Source organism: Nocardia rosealba, from assembly GCF_020216065.1.
GTDB lineage: Bacteria > Actinomycetota > Actinomycetes > Mycobacteriales > Mycobacteriaceae > Nocardia > Nocardia rosealba.
The window spans coordinates 85,972-104,186 of sequence record NZ_JAIWNA010000006.1; the positions used below are offsets into that span (position 1 = coordinate 85,972).

Here is an 18,215-nt window from a genome sequence, read left to right on the forward strand (position 1 = left end):
CAGGGCCGTACACGGACGGAGGCCGCGCATCGACTGGCACGGAGCAGGACGCCCAGGTTCCTGCTTAAAGGTTAACGCGATATGACGATCGATAAGGAATCGGGTTCGCCCAACCTAGTACCCATCGGCGGGTGGACCAATCGTTCTCGTCACACCTTGTCGAGTGTCTCGATATCGCGTTCGCAGGCGGAAAGTTGTGCAGGCTGCTCGGCGGCGAGGCGCCGGACGAGCGTGTCGAGCTCGGCGATACGCCGGTCCACAGCCACCGCGCGGGCTGTGGATTCGCGGACGACATGTTCGGCCAGCTCCGCCTCCACGTCCACCAGGACTGCCGCGACACGCTGCTCGAGCTGGGCTTTCACATTAACCAGCGCCTCCGACACCCACTGCGACATGTGACTGCGTTCGGCCAGTTGCCCGCGCGCACGCACCACCCATGCCGCCGCACCGGCACCGAGCAGCAACGCCACCGGCACGCTCGCCACATCGAGCGTCGGCACCAGCGACAGCGGCGCGACGATCAACCGGCCTAGACCGACACCGGCCGACGCGCCGAGCGCGATCACCAGGTGATCTTCGACACCACGGTGCCTCGGCGTGGGTTCCGGACCCACTCGGGGCGCCGCGTCGTAGCGGCGCTGGGCGGGTGCGGCGGTGCCGACACGCCGCGCGGTCTCGAGTACGCGCTCGTCGATGACGGCGTCGACCGCGGCCGACAGTTCACCGGCGGCCTGCTGCAAGCGCTCGGGGTAGGCGCGCAGTTCGGTGCGGTCGCAGCGGTCGAGTTCGGCGCGTGAGCGCATGTGCAGGGCCCGGACCATGGCCCCGACCTCGGTCGACAGGTCGACGCGGGCCAGCTGCACCTGGCTGCGCACCGCTGCCAGACCGGTCTGGCGGCCGCCGTCGCGCTCGGCGAGCAGGGCGACCCGCTCCTCCCTGATGCGTGCGGTCTCGGTGCCCGCGCGCAGTGCCGCGATCTGCTCGGCGATGCGCGCCCTGGTGTCGGCGAGCACGCGGGCGAGCACGGCGGCACGGCGTCGGGCGCCGTCGACCGGGGTCTGCGCGGTGGCCGCGGCGAGGGCGGCGTGCAGGGCGCCGAGACCGGAGCGGTCGAGCAGGGCGGAGTCGTCGGCGGCGCGGGCGGCGGCGGCCAGCCGGGCCGAGAGGGCGAGAATGTCGAGGTCGTCGCTGCCGCGGGCGGCGAGCAGGGCGAGGCTGCGTTCGCGCATCGCACGCCAGTCCTGGTAGGCGTGGAAGCCGTTCATGGCGAGCAGGATCGGGGCGCCCGCGCCGCGCAGGCGGTCGATGAGGGCGAGCAGGTCGGCACCGATCACGCTGCCCGCGTCGAACAGGATCAGGGCCGGGGCGGGTTCGGTGGTCGGGGTGGCCGGGTCGATCAGGTCGATGCGCGGTTCGAAGCGGGCCAGTTCGGTGCGCAGCAGGGTGGTGTTGGCGTCGTCGGGGGCGTAGAACAGCACGCTCGCGGCGGCGCCGGAACCGGCCATCGCCCGCAGCAGCGCCTTACCCTGCGGATTCCATCGTTCGATGACGGCGTCGACGTCGGCGGGCAGTGCGGCCTCGTCAGAGTCCGGCACTGCTCATCCGCTCCCAGGCTCTGATGTACCCGTTGTGGACGCGCAGCGCGGCGCGGCGGGCGGCGGGCGGCATATCGCTCGACACCACAGCCCGCCAGCGGGTGGCGCGCGAGAGCGCCTCGTCGGCGTCGCCGGGCGCGGGCGAGGGATATCCGGCGGCCAGGTGGGCGACCTGCGGGCAGGCCAGACCGGCGCACAGACCGATCCACAAGGCCTCGTCACCGGCCAGGTACTGCTCGATCAGCGCGCGGGCGCGCCCGCCGTCGCCGGGGACGGCGCGCGCGGCCAGCCGGACCAGCTCGTCGAGCAGTTCGCCCCCGCGCACGGCTTCGACCTGCTCGTAGCGGCGGTGGACCAGCCGGTGCAACGGGTCGATGCCGCCTGCGGAGTGCAGGATCTGGATCAGCGCGGCGGAGGTGAGATCCGGGTCGGCGCGCAGCGCGGTGAGCGCGCAGTCCACGCCGTAGAGGTCCCAGTTCTCGATGAGGCGCCTGCGGGCGTCCTGATCGGAACCGGCACCGATGAACAGGTCGGCGGCCAGCACCGACGGCACATCCGGGCCGACGGCGAGCCTGCGCAGATCGCTGAGATCAGCCGCGTCGACACTGCCCGCGCGGGTGCGCGCCGCCAGCGAGGCGACCACCGGAACCACCGGCAAGCGCAGCTCACGGGCGAACCGGTCGGCGGCGGCCACGGCGTCGCCCCAGCGCGAACCCATCGCGTCGGCCTTGTTCAACACCACGATGCTGCGGTCCCTCGGCAGCGTTTCCAGTACCCGCAGATCGGCCGCCTGTGGCGCGCCTGCCAGCACATACACCACCAGATCACCGTCGAGCACCGGATCGGGCAGCTCGGGCTGGTCGACCGGGTCGGTCTCCTGCGCGGACAGCAGTGCCAGCGCCGCGAGGACGGTGGTCCGGCCGCTGAGCGCACGCCCCGCCACCTGGATCCGCAGCGGCCTGCGTCTGCGGTGTACTGCCTCGACGAGCCGCTCGGCGATCACCGGGTCGGTTCCCCCACCTGCGCCGAGGTCCGAGATCAGCTGATCGAGCTGGTCGGACGGCCGTGTCTGTGCGGTCATGGTCCCTGTCGGCATTTGCGCGCACCCCCTTTTCGGAGGGCATTCTGTCAGATCCGGCGTGAGGCGGCTGCGACGTAACTCGGCGCATGCTGGACAATGGACGACGTGAACGACGCCGCCAACCACCCTGTCGAGTCGGTTCCCGGGCCGCCGTCCACTGCCCCGGAGCACTTGAAGCTCTCGGAGATGCCGAACGAAGCGGGCCGCCGCTCGACCACCGGATCCCGGCTCTACCCCCGCGTGACGAGCTTCCGCTCGCGCCGAGGGGCATTGACGCCCAACCAGCAGGCCTCCTGGGAACGTACGTGGCCGGTGATCGGCCGGGACGTGTCCAACGAGCCCATCGACGCCGACGCCTGGTTCGGACGAAGCGCCCCGCTGGTCATCGAGATCGGTTGCGGAACCGGCACCGCCACGGCCGCCATGGCCAAGGCCGAGCCGCACCTCAACCTCATCGGCATCGAGGTGTACAAACCGGGTCTGGCCCAGCTGGTGCAGCAGGTGGAACGCGAGGAGATCGGCAATATCCGGTTGCTGCGCGGTGACGCCGTCGACGTGCTGGAGAACATGGTTGCCCCGGAATCGCTGACCGGTGTGCGGGTGTTCTTCCCCGACCCGTGGCCCAAGGCCCGCCACCACAAGCGCCGGCTGCTGCAGGCGCCGACCTTCGCGCTGATCGCGAGCAGGCTGCAGCCGGGCGGTGTGCTGCACGTGGCGACCGACCACGCCGACTACGCCGAACACATTCTCGAAGTAGGCTCACAGGAACCGCTGCTCACCGGCCTGAACGACACCACAGGTGGCGACAGCGCGGCCAACCGCGACACCGCGCCGATCGGTTTCGACCGGCCGGTCACCAAGTTCGAGGGCAAAGGCCTGCGTGCCGGAAGCGTCATCAACGAGTTCATATGGGGGAAGATCGAGAGATGAGCGTGAGTGAGATCGCCCCCGAGATGCCGGAACTCGATCAGTCAGGTGCCGGCGCCGAGGCGTTGAGCGGTTCCGGGCCCGATGTCCGGCGCGTCCTGCTCGTCTGGGACGCGCCGAACCTCGACATGGGACTCGGCGCCATCCTCGGTGGACGTCCCACGGCCGCTTATCGTCCCCGCTTCGACGCGCTCGGCCGCTGGCTGCTCGCCAAGACCGCCGAGCTGTCGGTGGGTTCCAAAACCCGCATCGAAGCCGAAGCAACCGTCTTCACCAATATCGCCCCCGGCACCGCCGACGTGGTCCGACCCTGGGTCGAGGCATTGCGCAACGTGGGTTTCGCGGTCTTCGCCAAGCCGAAGATCGACGAGGACTCCGACGTCGACGCCGACATGCTCGCCCACATCGCCATGCGGGCACGGCACGGCGGACTAGCAGGCATCATGGTCGCCTCCGCCGACGGCCAAGCATTCCGCGAACCACTGGAAGCCATCGCCGCCAAGGGAACCCCAGCTCACGTGCTCGGATTCCGTGAGCACGCGAGTTGGGCTGTCACTTCCGATACTCTCGAGTTCGTCGACCTCGAGGACATCCCGGGAGTTTTCCGGGAACCGCTACCGCGGGTGAGCCTCGATTCGCTGCCCGACGAGGGCGCATGGTTGCAGCCCTTCCGGCCGCTTTCTGCGCTACTCACATCTCGCCCTGGTCAAGGAGTCGCTTAAGTGTTCACCCGCTGGGGCGATCTGGTCTATCGGTTCCGATTCGCCGTCATCGGTGTGGTCGGGGCCGCCTTGTTGGCGCTCGGTGGTTTCGGCTTCGGGCTGGAAGACCACCTCAGTTCCAGCGGGTTGGACGATCCGAACTCGGAATCCTCGCAGGCAGCGCGGATTTCCGATGGCGCGTGGGGCCGTAACCACGATTCCGACATCGTCGTCATGTACAACGCCCCCGAGGGCAAAACGATCGACGACCCGGAATTCAGCCAGAAGATTGTCGAAAATCTGGCTGGTCTGACGGCGAAATACCCGGATTCGATCGACAGTATCGTCGGTGCGTACTGGCGTATCGACGGCAAGGTGCCGACCGTGCCGTCGACCTTCGGGTCCAAGGACAAGAAGCACGCCTTCACCGCCATCCGGCTCAAGGGCAACAACGACACCGAGACTCTGCGCAGCTACCGCGCGACCAAGGACGCCTTCGACGTTCCTGGCGTCGACACCGAGGTCTCCGGTCTGCAGGGCATGGCGGGCACGCTCAACGACACGATCGCGCACGACACCAAACGCATGGAATTGCTGGCGATTCCCGCCGTCGGCGTGCTGTTGTTCTTTATCTTCGGCGGCATCGTCGCGGCCGCGCTTCCGCTGATCATCGGCGGGCTCACCATCCTCGGCGCCAACGGCATCATCATGGCGTTGACTCATGTCACCGAGGTGAATTCATTCGTCACCGGCGTCGTCTCGATGATCGGTCTCGGTCTGGCGATCGACTACGGGCTTTTCATAGTCAGCCGGTTCCGGGAGGAATTGGCCGAGGGTTACGACACGCGTGCCGCCGTACGGCGTTCGGTGATGACGGCCGGTCGGACCGTCGTGTTCTCGGCGACGATGATCGTGGCCAGCCTCGGCGGCATTCTGCTGTTCCCGCAGGGCTTTCTGCGGTCCATCGCCTATGGCACCATCGCGACCGTCACCTTGGCCGCGCTCACCGCCATCACCATCCTGCCCGCGATGCTGGCCATTCTCGGTCCGCGCGTGGACATGCTCGGTCTCAAGCGTTTCCGCAAGGACAAAACCGCGGAGGAGATCGAGAACGGCTTCTGGGGCAACCTCACCCGGTGGGTGATGAAGCATCCGCTCAAGATCGCCATCCCGATCACCATCGGTCTGCTGCTGCTCATCATCCCGGTGAAGGACTTGGCCTTCGGCGGCATCAACGAGAAGTACTTGCCGCCCGACAACGAGACTCGCCTGGCGCTCGAACACTTCTACGAGGTGTTCCCGATGAAGAAGACCGATCCGATCGAGATCGTGTTCGTCGGCGAAGACACCAACGCGATCGGCGCCGCCTGGAAGGCCGCGAACAAGGCTCCCGGGCTGGTCGGTCCATTCGGGGTGCCGTCCACGGCCCCCACCGACAAAACGATCTACCGGACTTCGGCGACGCTCGTCGACTCCGACGAAGCCAATCAGACCATCGACTACCTGCGGGCGATCGAAACCCCCGACAACGTGCAGATGTACGTGGGCGGCCAGCCTGCGATCATGAAGGACAGCATCGACGCGCTGCTCGATCGCATGCCGTTGATGATCGCGTTGGTGCTGCTTGTCACCACGATTCTGATGTTCCTGACCTTCGGCTCACTCGTGCTGCCGATCAAGGCCGCCGTGATGAGCGCACTCGGTCTCGGGTCCACGCTCGGCATCCTGACCTGGATCTTCATCGACGGTCACGGGTCCGGCATCCTGAACTTCACTCCGCAACCGATCAGTGCGCCGGTGCTGGTGTTGATCATCGCGATCATCTACGGCTTGTCGACCGACTACGAGGTCTTCCTGCTCTCGCGCATGGTCGAGGCCCGCGCGCAAGGTGCGTCGACCACCGAAGCAGTGCGCATCGGTACCGCCCAGACGGGGCGCATCATCACCGCCGCCGCGCTCATCCTGCTGGTCGTCACCGGTGCGTTCGCGTTCTCCGATCTGGTGATGATGCAGTACATCGCCTACGGCATGATCGCGGCGCTGTTCATCGACGCGACCATCCTGCGCATGCTGCTCGTGCCCGCGATCATGAAGCTGCTGGGCGACGACTGCTGGTGGGCGCCCAAGTGGATGAAGCGGATCCAGGAGAAGGTCGGCCTGGGCGAGCCCATTCTCGACGACGAGCGCCCGGACAAGGGCGCGGTCGTCGACCTCGTGAAAACCACCCCGATCACCGACCCCCCGACCATGCAGATGGTCTCCGTCCCCGACGCCAAACTGGCCAAGACACCGCGCCGTCCGCGCACGGTGGCCGAGATCGAGGCCGAGGCGCCGACTCAGCGCATCGACAAGATCACCGAGTCCGCCGAACCGGCCCGGCCGCGCAAGCCGATGTCGCCAGATCCCACGCGGCCGCGGGCGTCGATGCTTTCGGGTGAGCCGACGCGGGTGCTGCCGGTTGTGCAGCCCGGTTCGGCGAAGCCTGTCGGCGCCGATGACGAGCCGACGCAGATGCTGCCTGCGGTGAAGCCGGATTCCCCCGCCCCTGAGCCGGGCAGCGAAAATCGCCCTGGCCGTGGGGATTCGGGCATGCCTACCGGATCGTCCGAAGACGGGTCGAACCGTGGGGGTACGGCCGCACCTGGGGAGCCGACCGCGATCCGATCGGAACATGGGGAAACAGGCGCCCCTGGGGAACCGACCGCGTTCCGATCGGGACGTGGGGATACAGGCGCTTCCGGGGAGTCGACTGCGATCCGGCCGGACCATGGTGCGGTCGCGCCTGTGGATCCGGCAGCTGGAAACCGTTCCCACCACCAGGCTTTCGGCACAGGTCCCGGCACGCCCGCCCACGACTCGGCTGCCGGAGACGATCAGAGCTACCCGAGCTCGACACCCGTCGATTCAGCTGCGGAGAACCATTCGGGCCGTGCGGAATTCGGTGCCGACGGCGTGATCGGCGGTTCCGGACCGGCCGATGTGGCAGCCCCCGTCGATGGTGTGATCGGCGGTCTCGACCTGCCCGATTCCCGGGGCAACGCGCCCACGCCGCGCGGTTCGGAGCGGGTCAAGCCACCTGCGGGATACAGCCCGACGACGCCTCGCATCTCGACGCCCGGCATGCCTGTCGGTGGTGAATTCCCCGGGGACACACCGGAATCCCGACCGAGCATCGTCACGCCCGCTCGGCCGAGCACCGACACGCCGCGCCCGGTGACGCCGTCGCCGAGCATCGTGAACACGCCGCCTCCCGTGACACCGCCATCGGGCATCATGAACACGCCGCCTCCCGTGACACCGCCATCGGGCATCGTGAACACGCCGCCTCCGGTGACGCCACCGCCCAGCATCACGCACCCGCCGACACCGCATCCGGTGTCGCGTCCTTCCGATTTCCCGGCGGGCGGAACCTTCAACGGGTTCACTCCGCTCCCGCGAACCGGCGAGGACGCGGGTCGCGCATCGCAGGATGCACCGGAACCGCAGGCACCCGTCGCCGACCGGATCAGCCGACCCGCTACGGAAGATGCTGCACGCCAACCGGACTCACGTCCGCAGGGTTTCGTTCCGCCCCAACCCGACCTGACCGCGACTCCCGGTGCCCACCGCGCGGATGCGCAGCAGGCCGCCGAGCCGGCGTCCGATCTCCCGGAATTCCCGGACCTCCCGATGCGCCGCCCCGCGCCCGACGAACGCGACGCGCAACCGCAGACCCCGGCTGCCCAGAACGTTTTCGGTACTCCGGTTCCCGTCGACCCACAGCAACTCCCGTGGACCGACGGTGTCCCGGGTGATGCGCCGACCGCCGAGGCAGCGGAGCCGCCGATGTCGGCCGGTGCGTCGTCGATGTGGGCGTCGATCGACAATGCGCGGCGGTCCGCGCAAATAGGTTCCCCGGACAACGCGCAATCGACCGAGAGCCGCACGCCGCAGGACCCGGCCGCGCGGGAACAGTCTGCGGCACAATCTGATACGAGCCGCTCGCCGAACGTTCTGCATCCTCAGGTCGCGCCGCCCGGATTCACTCCGATCCCGAATTCCGATGCGGCAGAACCGTCGTCACCGCCCGCCCCGGACGCGAACGGTGCCGCCTCCTCGGAAAACGGCTCGGCGGCAACTCCCGAGGACGACCCCCAGGCGGACACCCGCACGGAGATCGAGAACTGGATGGCGCAACTTCGTTCCTCCCGCCGCGGCAGCACTCCGGTCGACGAAGGCCGCCACCACGGCGACGACGGCCGCACGGTGAGCGTCAACGAACTCCTCCGCCGCCGCAACGACGAGACTCCGTAAGCCCCCTCCGACAAGAACTCCGGCCACGGCCCCTCCGGGATCACCGTGGCCGGAGTCGTCTCCTCGGCACATCCTCATGGTCCGACGCCGACTGGTTCGTGAGAACCACGCTCGGCCCATGAGCGTGGTGATCGACGACGAACCAGCGAGTATCCGCCGGGGCCGAGTGGCCCGATAGCTCCGCGAGATCCGGACGACTGATCACCACGCTCTGGTGGCGGCATCGGCCGAGTGGCTCCCGCCACCAGAACGTGGTGATCGCCTGACCAGGAGGGCGCGGGGTTATCTCGCGTGGTTGGGAGCACGGTAGGTGTGGGTTCGACGGGGTCAGGGCTTGTGGTCGGGGGTGGCGAAGGCTTGGGCGTAGCGGGTGCCGGTGAGGAGCAGGAGGGTGCCGACTGCGAGGAAGGCCGCGACGCGGATGAGGCCGGAGAGGGTGGCCAGGTCGAAGAGGAAGAGTTTGGCGAGGGCCGCCGCGACCACAAGGAGGCCGGAGGCCAGGCACACTTTGGCGACGGCAGGGGCGGTGCGGAGGTTGCGTAGGCCGACGAAGAGTGCGGTCGTCGCAGCTGCCATCCAGATGATGGTCGCGATGCTGTGGCCGATGAGGAAACCCTGTGTGCCGCTGAGGGATACACCCGTCGACACCGTCGCGACCAGGACGAAGTACAGGCTGGCGAGGCTGACGGCGACCCATGTTCCGGTGATGAGCGCGTCGTTCCCGCCGGGCAGTCGCCGCACGGTCCAGGCGACCATCGCGGCGGTGCCGAGGCCGAGTAGTGCGGCGAGCACCGTGGCGCCGTCGAGATGGCGGATCGCGAGGCTTTGCGCCGCAAGGGTTTCCGGGTCGGCGATCGCGAAGAGCACCAGTCCGCCGAGCAGGGCGAAGGCAACACCGAGTCCCGCGCAGACCCGGTTTCGGCCGGCTGCGGCGACACCGAGGAACGCGAGCGCGGCCGTGAACAGCGCGGTCGGCAGGAAATGCGGATTGTCGCCGGTCGCCGTGGTGCAGGTCTGCAGCAGCGCAACCGCACCGGTGAGCGCCGAGACCAGCGCCGTATGACGTGGGATGTTCAGCCGCCCGGCCATTTCCGGTCGCAGCGCGGTCGCGGCCACTGCGAGCAGCATGCAGGCCAGGACACCGGTGATGGATGCGGAAACCGCTCGGTCGAACAGCGGCGCCGCGGCGAGTACCGGCAGTGCGGTGAGGGCGATGGTCACACTGGCGGTGATGTCCCCGGCGCGACGCCGCACCGTCAGCAGAGCACCGCTGATCCCGACCACCGCACACGCGATCGCCGCCATCAGCAGCCCTTGCCGCTGCGCTGCCTCCTCCCCGGCAATCCCCGCCTCGAAGCTGCTGACAGCGATCAACCCGAGCGCGGCCAGCACCACCGGCAGGGTGCGCGCCACATGCAGCACCGGCCAGTCCCGCCGCAGCTGCACCGGCACCCCGGCCGCCTGCAACACCACGAGAAACGCGAGCAGCATCAACTCGCTCGCCACCGCGGGCGACAACACCGCCGCCCCGACCACGACCCCCACCGCCAACGGCTGCGACTGCCACCGCATCGCCAACCCGAGCCCGGCCAGTGCCACAACCAACGCCACCGCGAGCCCGACCCCACCCGGCACCCAACGATAAAAGCCGGTCACCGCAACAACATCCAGGTACAAGCCCGCGATGCCGGTGGAAATCAATGCCAAACCGCCGACCCGCCCACCGGCTCGGCCCATCACCCGGCAGCCCACACCGACCAGCGCCACCGAAAACACCCCACCCGCAACAACTCTCGCCACCGGCCCGAAGAACCCTGCCTGAGCGGCCAGCACCAACAACATCAACACCCCGATCAAGGTGACCCCGGCCCCAGCCACCGCCAACACCCGAGCAATCACCCCTTCCCGCTGCCACCACGCAACCTGAGGCTCTGCCGGCGCCCGCCCTGCCCCCACCGGCCCACGCTGCCCGAAGCCCGGCCCCCAACCGGTCCAAGCACCGTGCGGCGACTGGATGTGCGTCCCCGTCCCAGGTACATAACCCGTCGCCGACCCTCGCACAGCAAGCCCTGGCGCTGGAAATCCGGCCGCCTCGGCCCCGCGCGCCACCGAATCCCAGGGCGACGGGGAACCAGCCACCCCATGCCCCGGCACCGCAGACCCGGACGCCACATTGCCTTGCAAGGCAAACCCGGGTATGCCCGCGCCCTGTCCTGCAGATACGGATGACGCCGAACCAGCCGACGCAGACACGATCGCACCGGCCCCCGATTCAGGCGGGCTGGATCCGACGGCGAACCCACCGGGGCTCGACGGATCTTGCGCCGGCAGACCTCCGGCGGCGTTCTCCCACCCTCCGTGCCCTTGCCCGGCCGGATGGCCTACCGCGCCCCGCCCAGCCCGATCGGCACCATCGCCGGTACCAGAACCCGGCCGAACCTCGCTCTCCCTCGACGGCCCACCACGAGCCGCCGTCAAACGAGCCTGCGCGAGCAACCACCCGGCGGATTCCCGTCCACCCGACGCCACGCCGGCCTGCGTACCAGTCGATCGCCCGGCACAAGTCGGCGACTGCCCAGGCAGGGTCAACTGTTCACGCAGAACACCCAGATCCGCCCCGACACGGCCCAACCGCACCCCGAGGGTCGTCAGTTCGTCAGACAGGCGTGCGACCAGCGCAGGATCGATGGCGTTCATAGCCCCATGGTCCGCTCACCACGGTCGCCGGGCATGAGTAGAACCACCCGGATGGGGGTGGTTCCTACCTGATCATTGCCCGAGGAAGCGCCGCCACTGCACCATGAGGGGGTACTTGGCGGTGACCGAGCCGAAGCGGACGCGACCGTGGACCACCAGGTGCAGTGGGCCGATGGGTGGGCCGGTGCGGACGCGGTTGTTGGCGCTGGAGCCGATGAGGGTGAGGCCGTTGAGGTCGACGGTCGCGGCGGCGGGGACGAGCAGGGTGAGGCTCGTGCAGTAGTCGTCGACCTGGATTTCGACGACCTGGGTCTGCATCACGGCCGAGGTGAAGTCGAGGGTGACCCCGGACATCAGGCCGTTGAGGTGCAGTCTCGGCGGCACCTGCCACGGCCCACGCCGCTGCACGCTGGACAGCCTGCTGCGGATGACGGCCGGGTTGGTGCCGCCCGGTACGGGGGTGTGCCGGGGTTTCGGCATGGCGGCCGGTTGGGGTGCGCCCGCGATCCGCATGCCGGGCAGGTCGACGAGGACGGCGTTCAGTTCGCCGCGCGTCTTGGCCGCGAGCGCGGTGTCCATCCGCTCGGTGAACTCGCCGAGCGACAGCATGCCGAGGCCGACGGCGCGCTGTAGCAGCTGGCCGACGTGTTCGCGTTCGGAATCGGATACGCGCAGGTCACGATCGCCGACCGGGCCCGCCGTCGGCGTGCCGGGGACGAAGGCGCTGGGAGCGAAGAGGGAATCGGGACCACCCATGTTTCGAGGCTAGCCAGGAACACCGACCCGCGCATCAGGGCAAACCCCCAATTCCGTGTCCTACTCGAGGCCCTGTTCGATGGCGTACCGGGTGAGTTCCACCCGGTTGGCGAGCTGAAGTTTGCGCAGCGTGGCCTGCACATGGTTCTCGACGGTGCGGTGCGAAAGGTTGAGCCGCGCGGCGATCTGCTTGGCGGACAACCCCTTGGCGACCATCCGCAGCACCTCGGTCTCGCGTTCGGTCAGCGACGGCCGGTGGGGTTGGTCGGGTTCGGCGGGTGCGGTGGCCATGCGCCGGTATTCGCCGAGCACCACCCCGGCCAGGCCGGGCGTGAACACCGGCTGACCGGCGGCGGTGGCGCGCACCGCGTCGATGAGTTCGGCGGCCGACGCGCTTTTCACCAGATACCCGCTGGCCCCGGCTTTGATCGCCTCGAGCACGTCGTCGCGTTCGTCCGATGCCGAGAGCACGAGCACCCGGCTGTGCGGTGATACGCGCAGCACTTCGGCGGTGGCGGTCGCCCCGTTGCCGTCGGTGAGCTGCATGTCCATCAGCACCACGTCGGGTTGCACGGCGGCGGCGCGGCGGGTGGCGGTGCCGACCCCGTCGGCGGTGGCGGCCACGGTGAACCCGGCCTCGGTGAGGTCGCGCGACACGCCCTCGCGCCACATCGGATGGTCGTCGACCACCATCACACTGATGTCGCCCATCGCTGCTCCTAGCTCGCTCGGTGCGCCGCGTGGCGCGGGATCCGGAATTCCCATTCGGTGCCGAAGTCCTCACTCAGCAGTTCGGCCGTGCCACCGAGCGCCGAGATGCGCCCGACGATCGAGCGCGAAACACCCATCCGCCCTTCGGCAGCGGCTTCGGCCAGTCTGCCCGGCGCGATGCCGACACCGTCGTCGCGCACACTCACCACCAGCATGTCACCGGTGTCCTCCAACAGCACGTAGGCTTTCGCCGCCGCACCGGCATGCAATTCGACATTCGACAGAGCCGTCGCCACCGCGGCCGAAATCTCCTGGGCGACAAGCCTTCCGACGAGCACCGGGTCGCCGGGTGTGGCCACCGAGACCTTCGGTGTGGCGCGTGCGGTGAGCAACGGCCGCAGGTCGACCTCGGCCGCGCCGGAATCGGCCCGGTCACCCTGTTCGGAGAGCAGCACCCGAAGCGCCACCTCCTGCTCACCCGCCCGCTGCGCGAGTTCGCTTGCCGCCCCGCCTATCTCGCCGCCGCGCCGCTTGATGTAGGCGAGCACCTGCAGCACCCCGTCGTGCACTTCACGCGCCAAGCGCTCGCGTTCCTGCGCGGCGGCGGTGATCCGCAGCGCCCGTTCGAGCTGCCCCTGCGCACGCCGCGCCGTATTTGCCGCCAATCCGAGCGCCAACCCCACCGACACCAGCACAGGCGCGGTCGCATCACCCCACACGTCCTGACCCCACTGATCACGCACGGTCACCACGACGGCCGACATCACCAGCCCCGCGACAACTCCCGCGACGGGTCCACGCAGAATCGCCATCGAGATCACCGAGTTGGCGATCCACAGCGTGGTCGGCAGGGTCTGATGCCCGTGATACCAGTCGTAGTCGGCGACGAGCCGGGTGGAGGCGATCAGCAGCACCGTCACCACCTGGTCGCCGACGACGACCCATCCGCGAATCCGGCTGGTCGCCTCGGGGAAGTACCACTGCGACAACATCAATGCCGAGGTACCCGACCAGATCGCCATCAGCGCGATCAGCACCCAGCTCAGCCGTGGGTGCTGGTAGTAGGGCACCGACGCGATCTGCTGACCGATCGCGTACAGCAACGTGACCAGCCGGAATGCCTGGGCGGCCCGCCACAGGGGCGCGGTCGCCGCGTCGGCCGAGCTCAGCTCAGCTGTGTGGGTCCGCATCGCCGGACTCGTCTGTCGCCTTGCGCAACCGCGCGGTCACGTCGAACCGGCCCGGCTCGGGTTTGTCGGGTTCGGCATCGAACAGGCCGCCGTCCCTGGCACCGGCGAGCTCGCCGTACGCCTCGTCGGGGGTGTCGGCCAGCAGATAGCGAATCGCGGTGTTGCCCACCGCGATCAGCGGCACGGCCAGCAGCGCGCCCGCGATCCCGCCGACCACGAGGCCCGCGGTGATCGCCAGCACCACCGCCAGCGGGTGGATGCTCACGGCACGCCCGAGCAGCAACGGCTGCAGCACATGCCCTTCCAGCTGCATCACCGCGATGATGATGCCGAGCACGATCAGCGCGGTGACGAAACCCTTGGTGACCAGCGCGATGAACACGGCGACGAACCCGGCCACGACCGCGCCGATGATCGGGATGAACGCGCTGATGAACACCAGCGACGCCAACGGCAGCGCCAGCGGAACGTGCAGAATCGCCAGCCCCGCACCGATGCCGATCGCGTCGACACCAGCCACGACCACGGTGGCCCGCACGAAACCGACGAGTGTGCCGAAGCCCAGTTCGCCTGCGGTGCGCACCTTTTCGCGATGCGGTGTGGGCACCACCCGGGTGATGAAGTTCCAGATCTGATCGCCGCCGTAGAGGAAGAAGATCAGGATGAACAGGATCAGGAAAGCGCCGGTGAGGATGTGACCGATGGTCGTCGCGGTGGTGAGCGCACCGCTGGTGAGGCTTTCGCGGTTGTCCTGGATGGTGCGCACGATGGTGTCGCCCGCACTGCGGATCTGCTGGTCGCTCAGGTGCGCGGGCCCGTTGATGAGCCAGTCCTGCACCTTGTGCACGCTGTTGGTGACCTCGTTGGACAACGCGGGCACACCGTCGACGAACTGTTCGACGACGAAGGTCATGATCCCGGCGAGCAACCCGATCGACCCGATCAGCGCCACCGACACGCCGATCGCGCGCGGAATCCCCACCCGCTGCATCCAGTCGACCAGTGGCGCGAGCAGCGCGGCCGCCAGCAGCGCGATGGCCAGCGGGATGACGACCGTCGCGAACTTCTGCACGATCATCCCCAGCGCGATCAGCGCCGCGAAGATGATCAGCAGCCGCCAGCACCACGCGGCCGTTTTACGGACCAGCGGATGTACTGCCTCGGCGTCGGAACGCCACGGCGTGGACGCGGGCCCGGAATCCGGCTTCTGGACGGTCACCCGAGAGAGCCTATCGGTCGCAACGCTAGATTGGTTGTCGTGTCGGCGCCTCTGGAAGCGGTCAAACAGACCATGCGAACGCGCTGGCCGCTGTATCTGACCTCAGTACTGCTGGCCAATGCCTTCGGCGCCGTGCTGGTCTGGGCGTTCATCCAGTACGGTCTGCCGGTCCCCGAGGGTCATCAGGGTGGTGTGCGCGAAGCGGGTCTGCTTGCCCCGCTCGTGGTGTTCGGTGCCGCCGCGGTGCTCAGCATCATCGCCGCTGCCATCATGTTGCGCCCGGTGATGCGCTGGCAGATGCGCGGTGGCCCGCCGAGCAGACGCGAACAGATGGCGGCGCTGCACGTGCCGTTGCGGCAGTCGATCGTGCACCTGATCCTGTGGATCATCGGCGGCGCCATCCTCGCCGCCCTCATCATCGCCGAATCGCCGGAGCTGGCGGGCGCGGTGATCGTCACCGAATGTATGGCCGCCACCATCGTGTTCGGCTTCACCTACATGCTCGGCGAACGCATTCTGCGGCCGGTCGCGGCCGAGGCGCTCACCGAGGGCACCTTCGACCACACCCTCACCCCCGGTGTCGGTACGCGTATGGCGATGACCTGGGGAATGGGCACGTTCGCCCCGACCATCGCGATCGTGCTGCTGTGCGTCACCCAGATCTCCTCGGACGTGAAGTTCTCGGCGAAGTCGCTGGCCATCTCCATCCTGCTGCTGTGCGGCGTGGTGATCCTGCAGGCGCTCGCGCTGTCGATGCTCACCGGATCGTCCATCTCCGACCCTGTTCGTCAGCTGTCCCAAGCCATCAACAGGGTGCAGGCGGGCGCGCGTGACGTGCAGGTGGAGGTGTACGACGGCAGCGAGATCGGCCTGCTGCAGGTCGGTTTCAACCGGATGATGGAAGAGGCCGCCAAACGCCGCAAGCTGCAGGAGCTGTTCGGTCAGCACGTCGGTGAGGAAGTCGCGCAGCGCGCGCTGGACTACGGGACCGAACTCGGCGGTGAGACTCGCTTCGTCGCGGTGCTTTTCGTCGACATGGTCGGGTCGACCGCCGCCGCGGCCGAACGTCCGCCCACCGAGGTGGTGAGCCTGCTCAACGAGTTCTTCCGGGTGGTCGTCGACGTGATCGATCGCCACCACGGCTTCGTCAACAAGTTCGTCGGCGACGCCGCCCTCGCCATCTTCGGCGCACCGCTCGACCGCCCCGACGCACCGACCGCCGCCCTGGCCGCCGCCCGCGAGCTGCGCGAGGCGCTGCGTGAAGTGACCACCCTCGATGTCGGCATCGGCGTGTCGGCGGGGCTGGCGGTCGCGGGCAATATCGGCGCGGCGAATCGTTTCGAATACACCGTGATCGGCGACCCCGTCAACGAGGCGTCGCGACTCACCGAACTGGCCAAAGAGCACCCCGGCCGCGTTCTCGCTTCGGGTAGCGCGCTGTACTTCGCCTCGGAAAGCGAGCAAGACCATTGGGAGACCGGCGACGAGGTCCAGCTGCGTGGCAGACGCAGAAAAACCCGCCTGGCCTGGCCGAAGCCGGTCGCGGCCAGGTCCGGCGTGGACCAGGGAGAACAGTCGCGTTCGCTAGGCTGACATGGTGACGGCCGACGGCGACCTAGCAGGCGATCCCGCCGCGCATCCCGTCGTGCGCCGGCCCAACCGTTTTCGCTGGGTGAAATGGGTGCTCGGCGCGATCCTGCTCGCGCTGCTGGTCGGCGAGGGCGTGTACCTGTGGCCCCGGCTGCACGAATCGTGGCGCACGCTCACCGAGATCCACTGGGGCTGGGTGCTGCTGTGCGTGTTCACCCAGGCCGTGTCGATGAGCGGGTTCGGGCGGGTGCAGAAGCAGCTGCTGCACGCGGGCGGGGTCGACGTGAGCCAGGGCAAGTCGGTGTCGGTGGTGTACGGCGCCACCGCCATGTCGCTGACGCTGCCCGCGGGCCAGGTGTTCTCCACCGCCTTCACCTATCGCCAGACCCGGCGCTGGGGCGCCAGCCCGATCGTGGCGTCGTGGCAGCTGGTGTTCTCCGGGGTGGTCGCCGCGGCCGGGCTCGCGCTGCTCGGTATCGCAGGCGCTGCCCTGGTCGGTCAGGGCATCGGCGTGAAACTCATCGCCACCCTTGTTCTGCTCGGTGTGGTGCTGGTGGCGGGCAATTATCTGGCCCGGCATCCGGGCACGCTCGAGGCGATACTGCGCAAGGTGCTCGCGCTGGTGAACCGATTACGGAAGAAGCCCGCCGGCCACGGCATCGCCAAGCTGGCCGAGATCCGGGCGCAGTTGGAATCGGTCGACCTGGGTAAACGCGACGGCGCGCTGGTCGGGGTGTGGGCGCTGGTGCACCGGTTCGCCGACGTGGCCTGTCTCGGTGCGGCGTGTTACGCGGTGGGCGCCGATCCCAAGCTGTCCGGTCTGCTCATCGCGTTCGCCGCGGGCAAGGCGGTGGGTTCGATTCCGTTCGCGCCCGGCGGCATCGTCTATGTGGACGCCACCCTGATCTACGGTCTCACCGCCGGTGCGGGCCTGCCCGCCGCGCAGGCGGTCGCCGCCGCGTTCGTGTACCGGTTCGTGAGTTTCATCCTGGTCGCGATCGTCGGCTGGATCGTTTTCGCGTTCCTGTTCCGCACCAAGCAGGCCGACGACGAGGAATACGAGGCCGAGTTCAAACAGCGCCGGATCTAGCGCAGCGCACGCACAGCCGCGCGCCACCCGAGCAGGAACAGCGCGAGCACCGAGGCCGCCACGATCATGAAGCTCACCGCGGTCCCCTGCCCACTCACCGCCCGCAACACCATCCCACCGACGAACGTCGATCCCCAGATCACCACCCCACTCGGCCACAGCGCCGCCGGATCAAACCGCCTCCCCCGTGCGATGACCCAGGCGATCCCCCACCCGATGAGAAGCCCGACCGCGAACGGCCACACCGTCTTCACCAGCCCGGCAAGCACATCCTCGTCATGACTACGCCGCCCGATCGCACAAAAGACGATCACGAGCAGCACATCGACAGCGAGGGGCGCGAATCTCTTCACACCGTGCAGCCT

Annotated in this window: 12 protein-coding genes and 1 pseudogene; 5 read left to right on the forward strand and 8 right to left on the reverse strand. The window is 68.6% G+C overall.

Annotated elements, in window-relative coordinates; genetic code table 11:
* Positions 1 to 149: 149 nt before the first annotated feature.
* Together LDL21_RS21625 and LDL21_RS21630 are read right to left on the reverse strand one after the other, a co-directional pair.
* Positions 150 to 1,595: a hypothetical protein gene (locus tag LDL21_RS21625; RefSeq protein WP_225281543.1), complete on the reverse strand. Its 1,446-nt coding sequence runs from the start codon at positions 1,593 to 1,595 to the stop codon at positions 150 to 152.
* Entirely contained in the window at positions 1,582 to 2,676 is a 1,095-nt protein-coding gene (locus LDL21_RS21630) for a hypothetical protein (protein WP_225281544.1), read from the reverse strand. The genes LDL21_RS21625 and LDL21_RS21630 overlap by 14 nt, the downstream gene beginning before the upstream one ends.
* Before the next feature lie 186 nt (positions 2,677 to 2,862).
* On the opposite strand from LDL21_RS21630, the gene trmB reads away from it, so the two are divergent.
* From trmB to LDL21_RS30255, 3 genes and pseudogenes are all read left to right on the forward strand, one after another.
* Positions 2,863 to 3,606, forward strand: a complete 744-nt coding sequence (gene trmB / locus LDL21_RS21635) for a tRNA (guanosine(46)-N7)-methyltransferase TrmB (protein ID WP_225281545.1) — start codon at positions 2,863 to 2,865, stop codon at positions 3,604 to 3,606.
* Complete coding sequence (locus tag LDL21_RS21640; protein WP_225281546.1) at positions 3,603 to 4,325, forward strand: NYN domain-containing protein; 723 nt, start codon at positions 3,603 to 3,605, stop codon at positions 4,323 to 4,325. The genes trmB and LDL21_RS21640 overlap by 4 nt, the downstream gene beginning before the upstream one ends.
* A pseudogene (locus tag LDL21_RS30255) lies at positions 4,326 to 6,959 on the forward strand (MMPL family transporter); the annotation flags it as partial.
* A 1,965-nt stretch (positions 6,960 to 8,924) separates the two neighbouring features.
* Here LDL21_RS30255 and LDL21_RS21650 read toward each other — a convergent pair.
* The 5 genes from LDL21_RS21650 to LDL21_RS21670 form a co-directional block, all read right to left on the reverse strand.
* Positions 8,925 to 10,658, reverse strand: coding sequence for a DUF2339 domain-containing protein (locus LDL21_RS21650; protein WP_372462216.1), 1,734 nt, complete (start codon positions 10,656 to 10,658; stop codon positions 8,925 to 8,927).
* A 708-nt stretch (positions 10,659 to 11,366) separates the two neighbouring features.
* Positions 11,367 to 12,050 carry a DUF1707 SHOCT-like domain-containing protein gene (locus LDL21_RS21655; RefSeq protein ID WP_181699860.1) on the reverse strand — a complete coding sequence of 228 codons (684 nt, stop codon included), beginning with the start codon at positions 12,048 to 12,050 and terminating at the stop codon, positions 11,367 to 11,369.
* 60 nt (positions 12,051 to 12,110) lie between these two features.
* The gene (locus LDL21_RS21660; RefSeq protein WP_067643539.1) at positions 12,111 to 12,761 is read right to left on the reverse strand and encodes a response regulator; all 651 of its coding nucleotides are present in this window, start codon (positions 12,759 to 12,761) and stop codon (positions 12,111 to 12,113) included.
* Between the two features lie 8 nt (positions 12,762 to 12,769).
* Positions 12,770 to 13,951 (reverse strand): MacS family sensor histidine kinase, encoded by a 1,182-nt coding sequence (macS, locus tag LDL21_RS21665; protein WP_225281548.1) that lies wholly within the window; start codon positions 13,949 to 13,951, stop codon positions 12,770 to 12,772.
* Positions 13,932 to 15,170: an AI-2E family transporter gene (locus LDL21_RS21670; protein WP_181699855.1), complete on the reverse strand. Its 1,239-nt coding sequence runs from the start codon at positions 15,168 to 15,170 to the stop codon at positions 13,932 to 13,934. Before LDL21_RS21670 ends, macS begins: the two co-directional genes overlap by 20 nt.
* A 72-nt stretch (positions 15,171 to 15,242) precedes the next feature.
* Here LDL21_RS21670 and LDL21_RS21675 point away from each other — a divergent pair, with 72 nt between their 5' ends.
* A complete protein-coding gene (locus tag LDL21_RS21675; protein WP_181699867.1) occupies positions 15,243 to 16,763 on the forward strand; it encodes an adenylate/guanylate cyclase domain-containing protein in 1,521 nt (506 codons plus the stop codon).
* 4 nt (positions 16,764 to 16,767) lie between these two features.
* A complete protein-coding gene (locus LDL21_RS21680) occupies positions 16,768 to 17,850 on the forward strand; it encodes a lysylphosphatidylglycerol synthase transmembrane domain-containing protein (RefSeq protein ID WP_225281549.1) in 1,083 nt (360 codons plus the stop codon).
* On the opposite strand, the gene LDL21_RS21685 is transcribed toward LDL21_RS21680, so the two are convergent.
* Positions 17,847 to 18,203 (reverse strand): DUF3054 domain-containing protein, encoded by a 357-nt coding sequence (locus tag LDL21_RS21685; RefSeq protein WP_181699852.1) that lies wholly within the window; start codon positions 18,201 to 18,203, stop codon positions 17,847 to 17,849. The genes LDL21_RS21680 and LDL21_RS21685 overlap by 4 nt on opposite strands.
* Between the last annotated feature and the right edge of the window lie 12 nt (positions 18,204 to 18,215).

Excerpts from the sequence above, each read along its gene's own strand:
- LDL21_RS21630 (WP_225281544.1), bottom strand. The coding sequence starts at position 2,676 with ATGACCGCACAGACACGGCCGTCCGACCAGCTCGATCAGCTGATCTCG.
- trmB (WP_225281545.1), top strand. The coding sequence starts at position 2,863 with ATGCCGAACGAAGCGGGCCGCCGCTCGACCACCGGATCCCGGCTCTAC.
- LDL21_RS21640 (WP_225281546.1), top strand. The coding sequence starts at position 3,603 with ATGAGCGTGAGTGAGATCGCCCCCGAGATGCCGGAACTCGATCAGTCA.
- LDL21_RS21655 (WP_181699860.1), bottom strand. The coding sequence starts at position 12,050 with ATGGGTGGTCCCGATTCCCTCTTCGCTCCCAGCGCCTTCGTCCCCGGC.
- LDL21_RS21660 (WP_067643539.1), bottom strand. The coding sequence starts at position 12,761 with ATGGGCGACATCAGTGTGATGGTGGTCGACGACCATCCGATGTGGCGC.
- macS (WP_225281548.1), bottom strand. The coding sequence starts at position 13,951 with ATGCGGACCCACACAGCTGAGCTGAGCTCGGCCGACGCGGCGACCGCG.
- LDL21_RS21675 (WP_181699867.1), top strand. The coding sequence starts at position 15,243 with ATGCGAACGCGCTGGCCGCTGTATCTGACCTCAGTACTGCTGGCCAAT.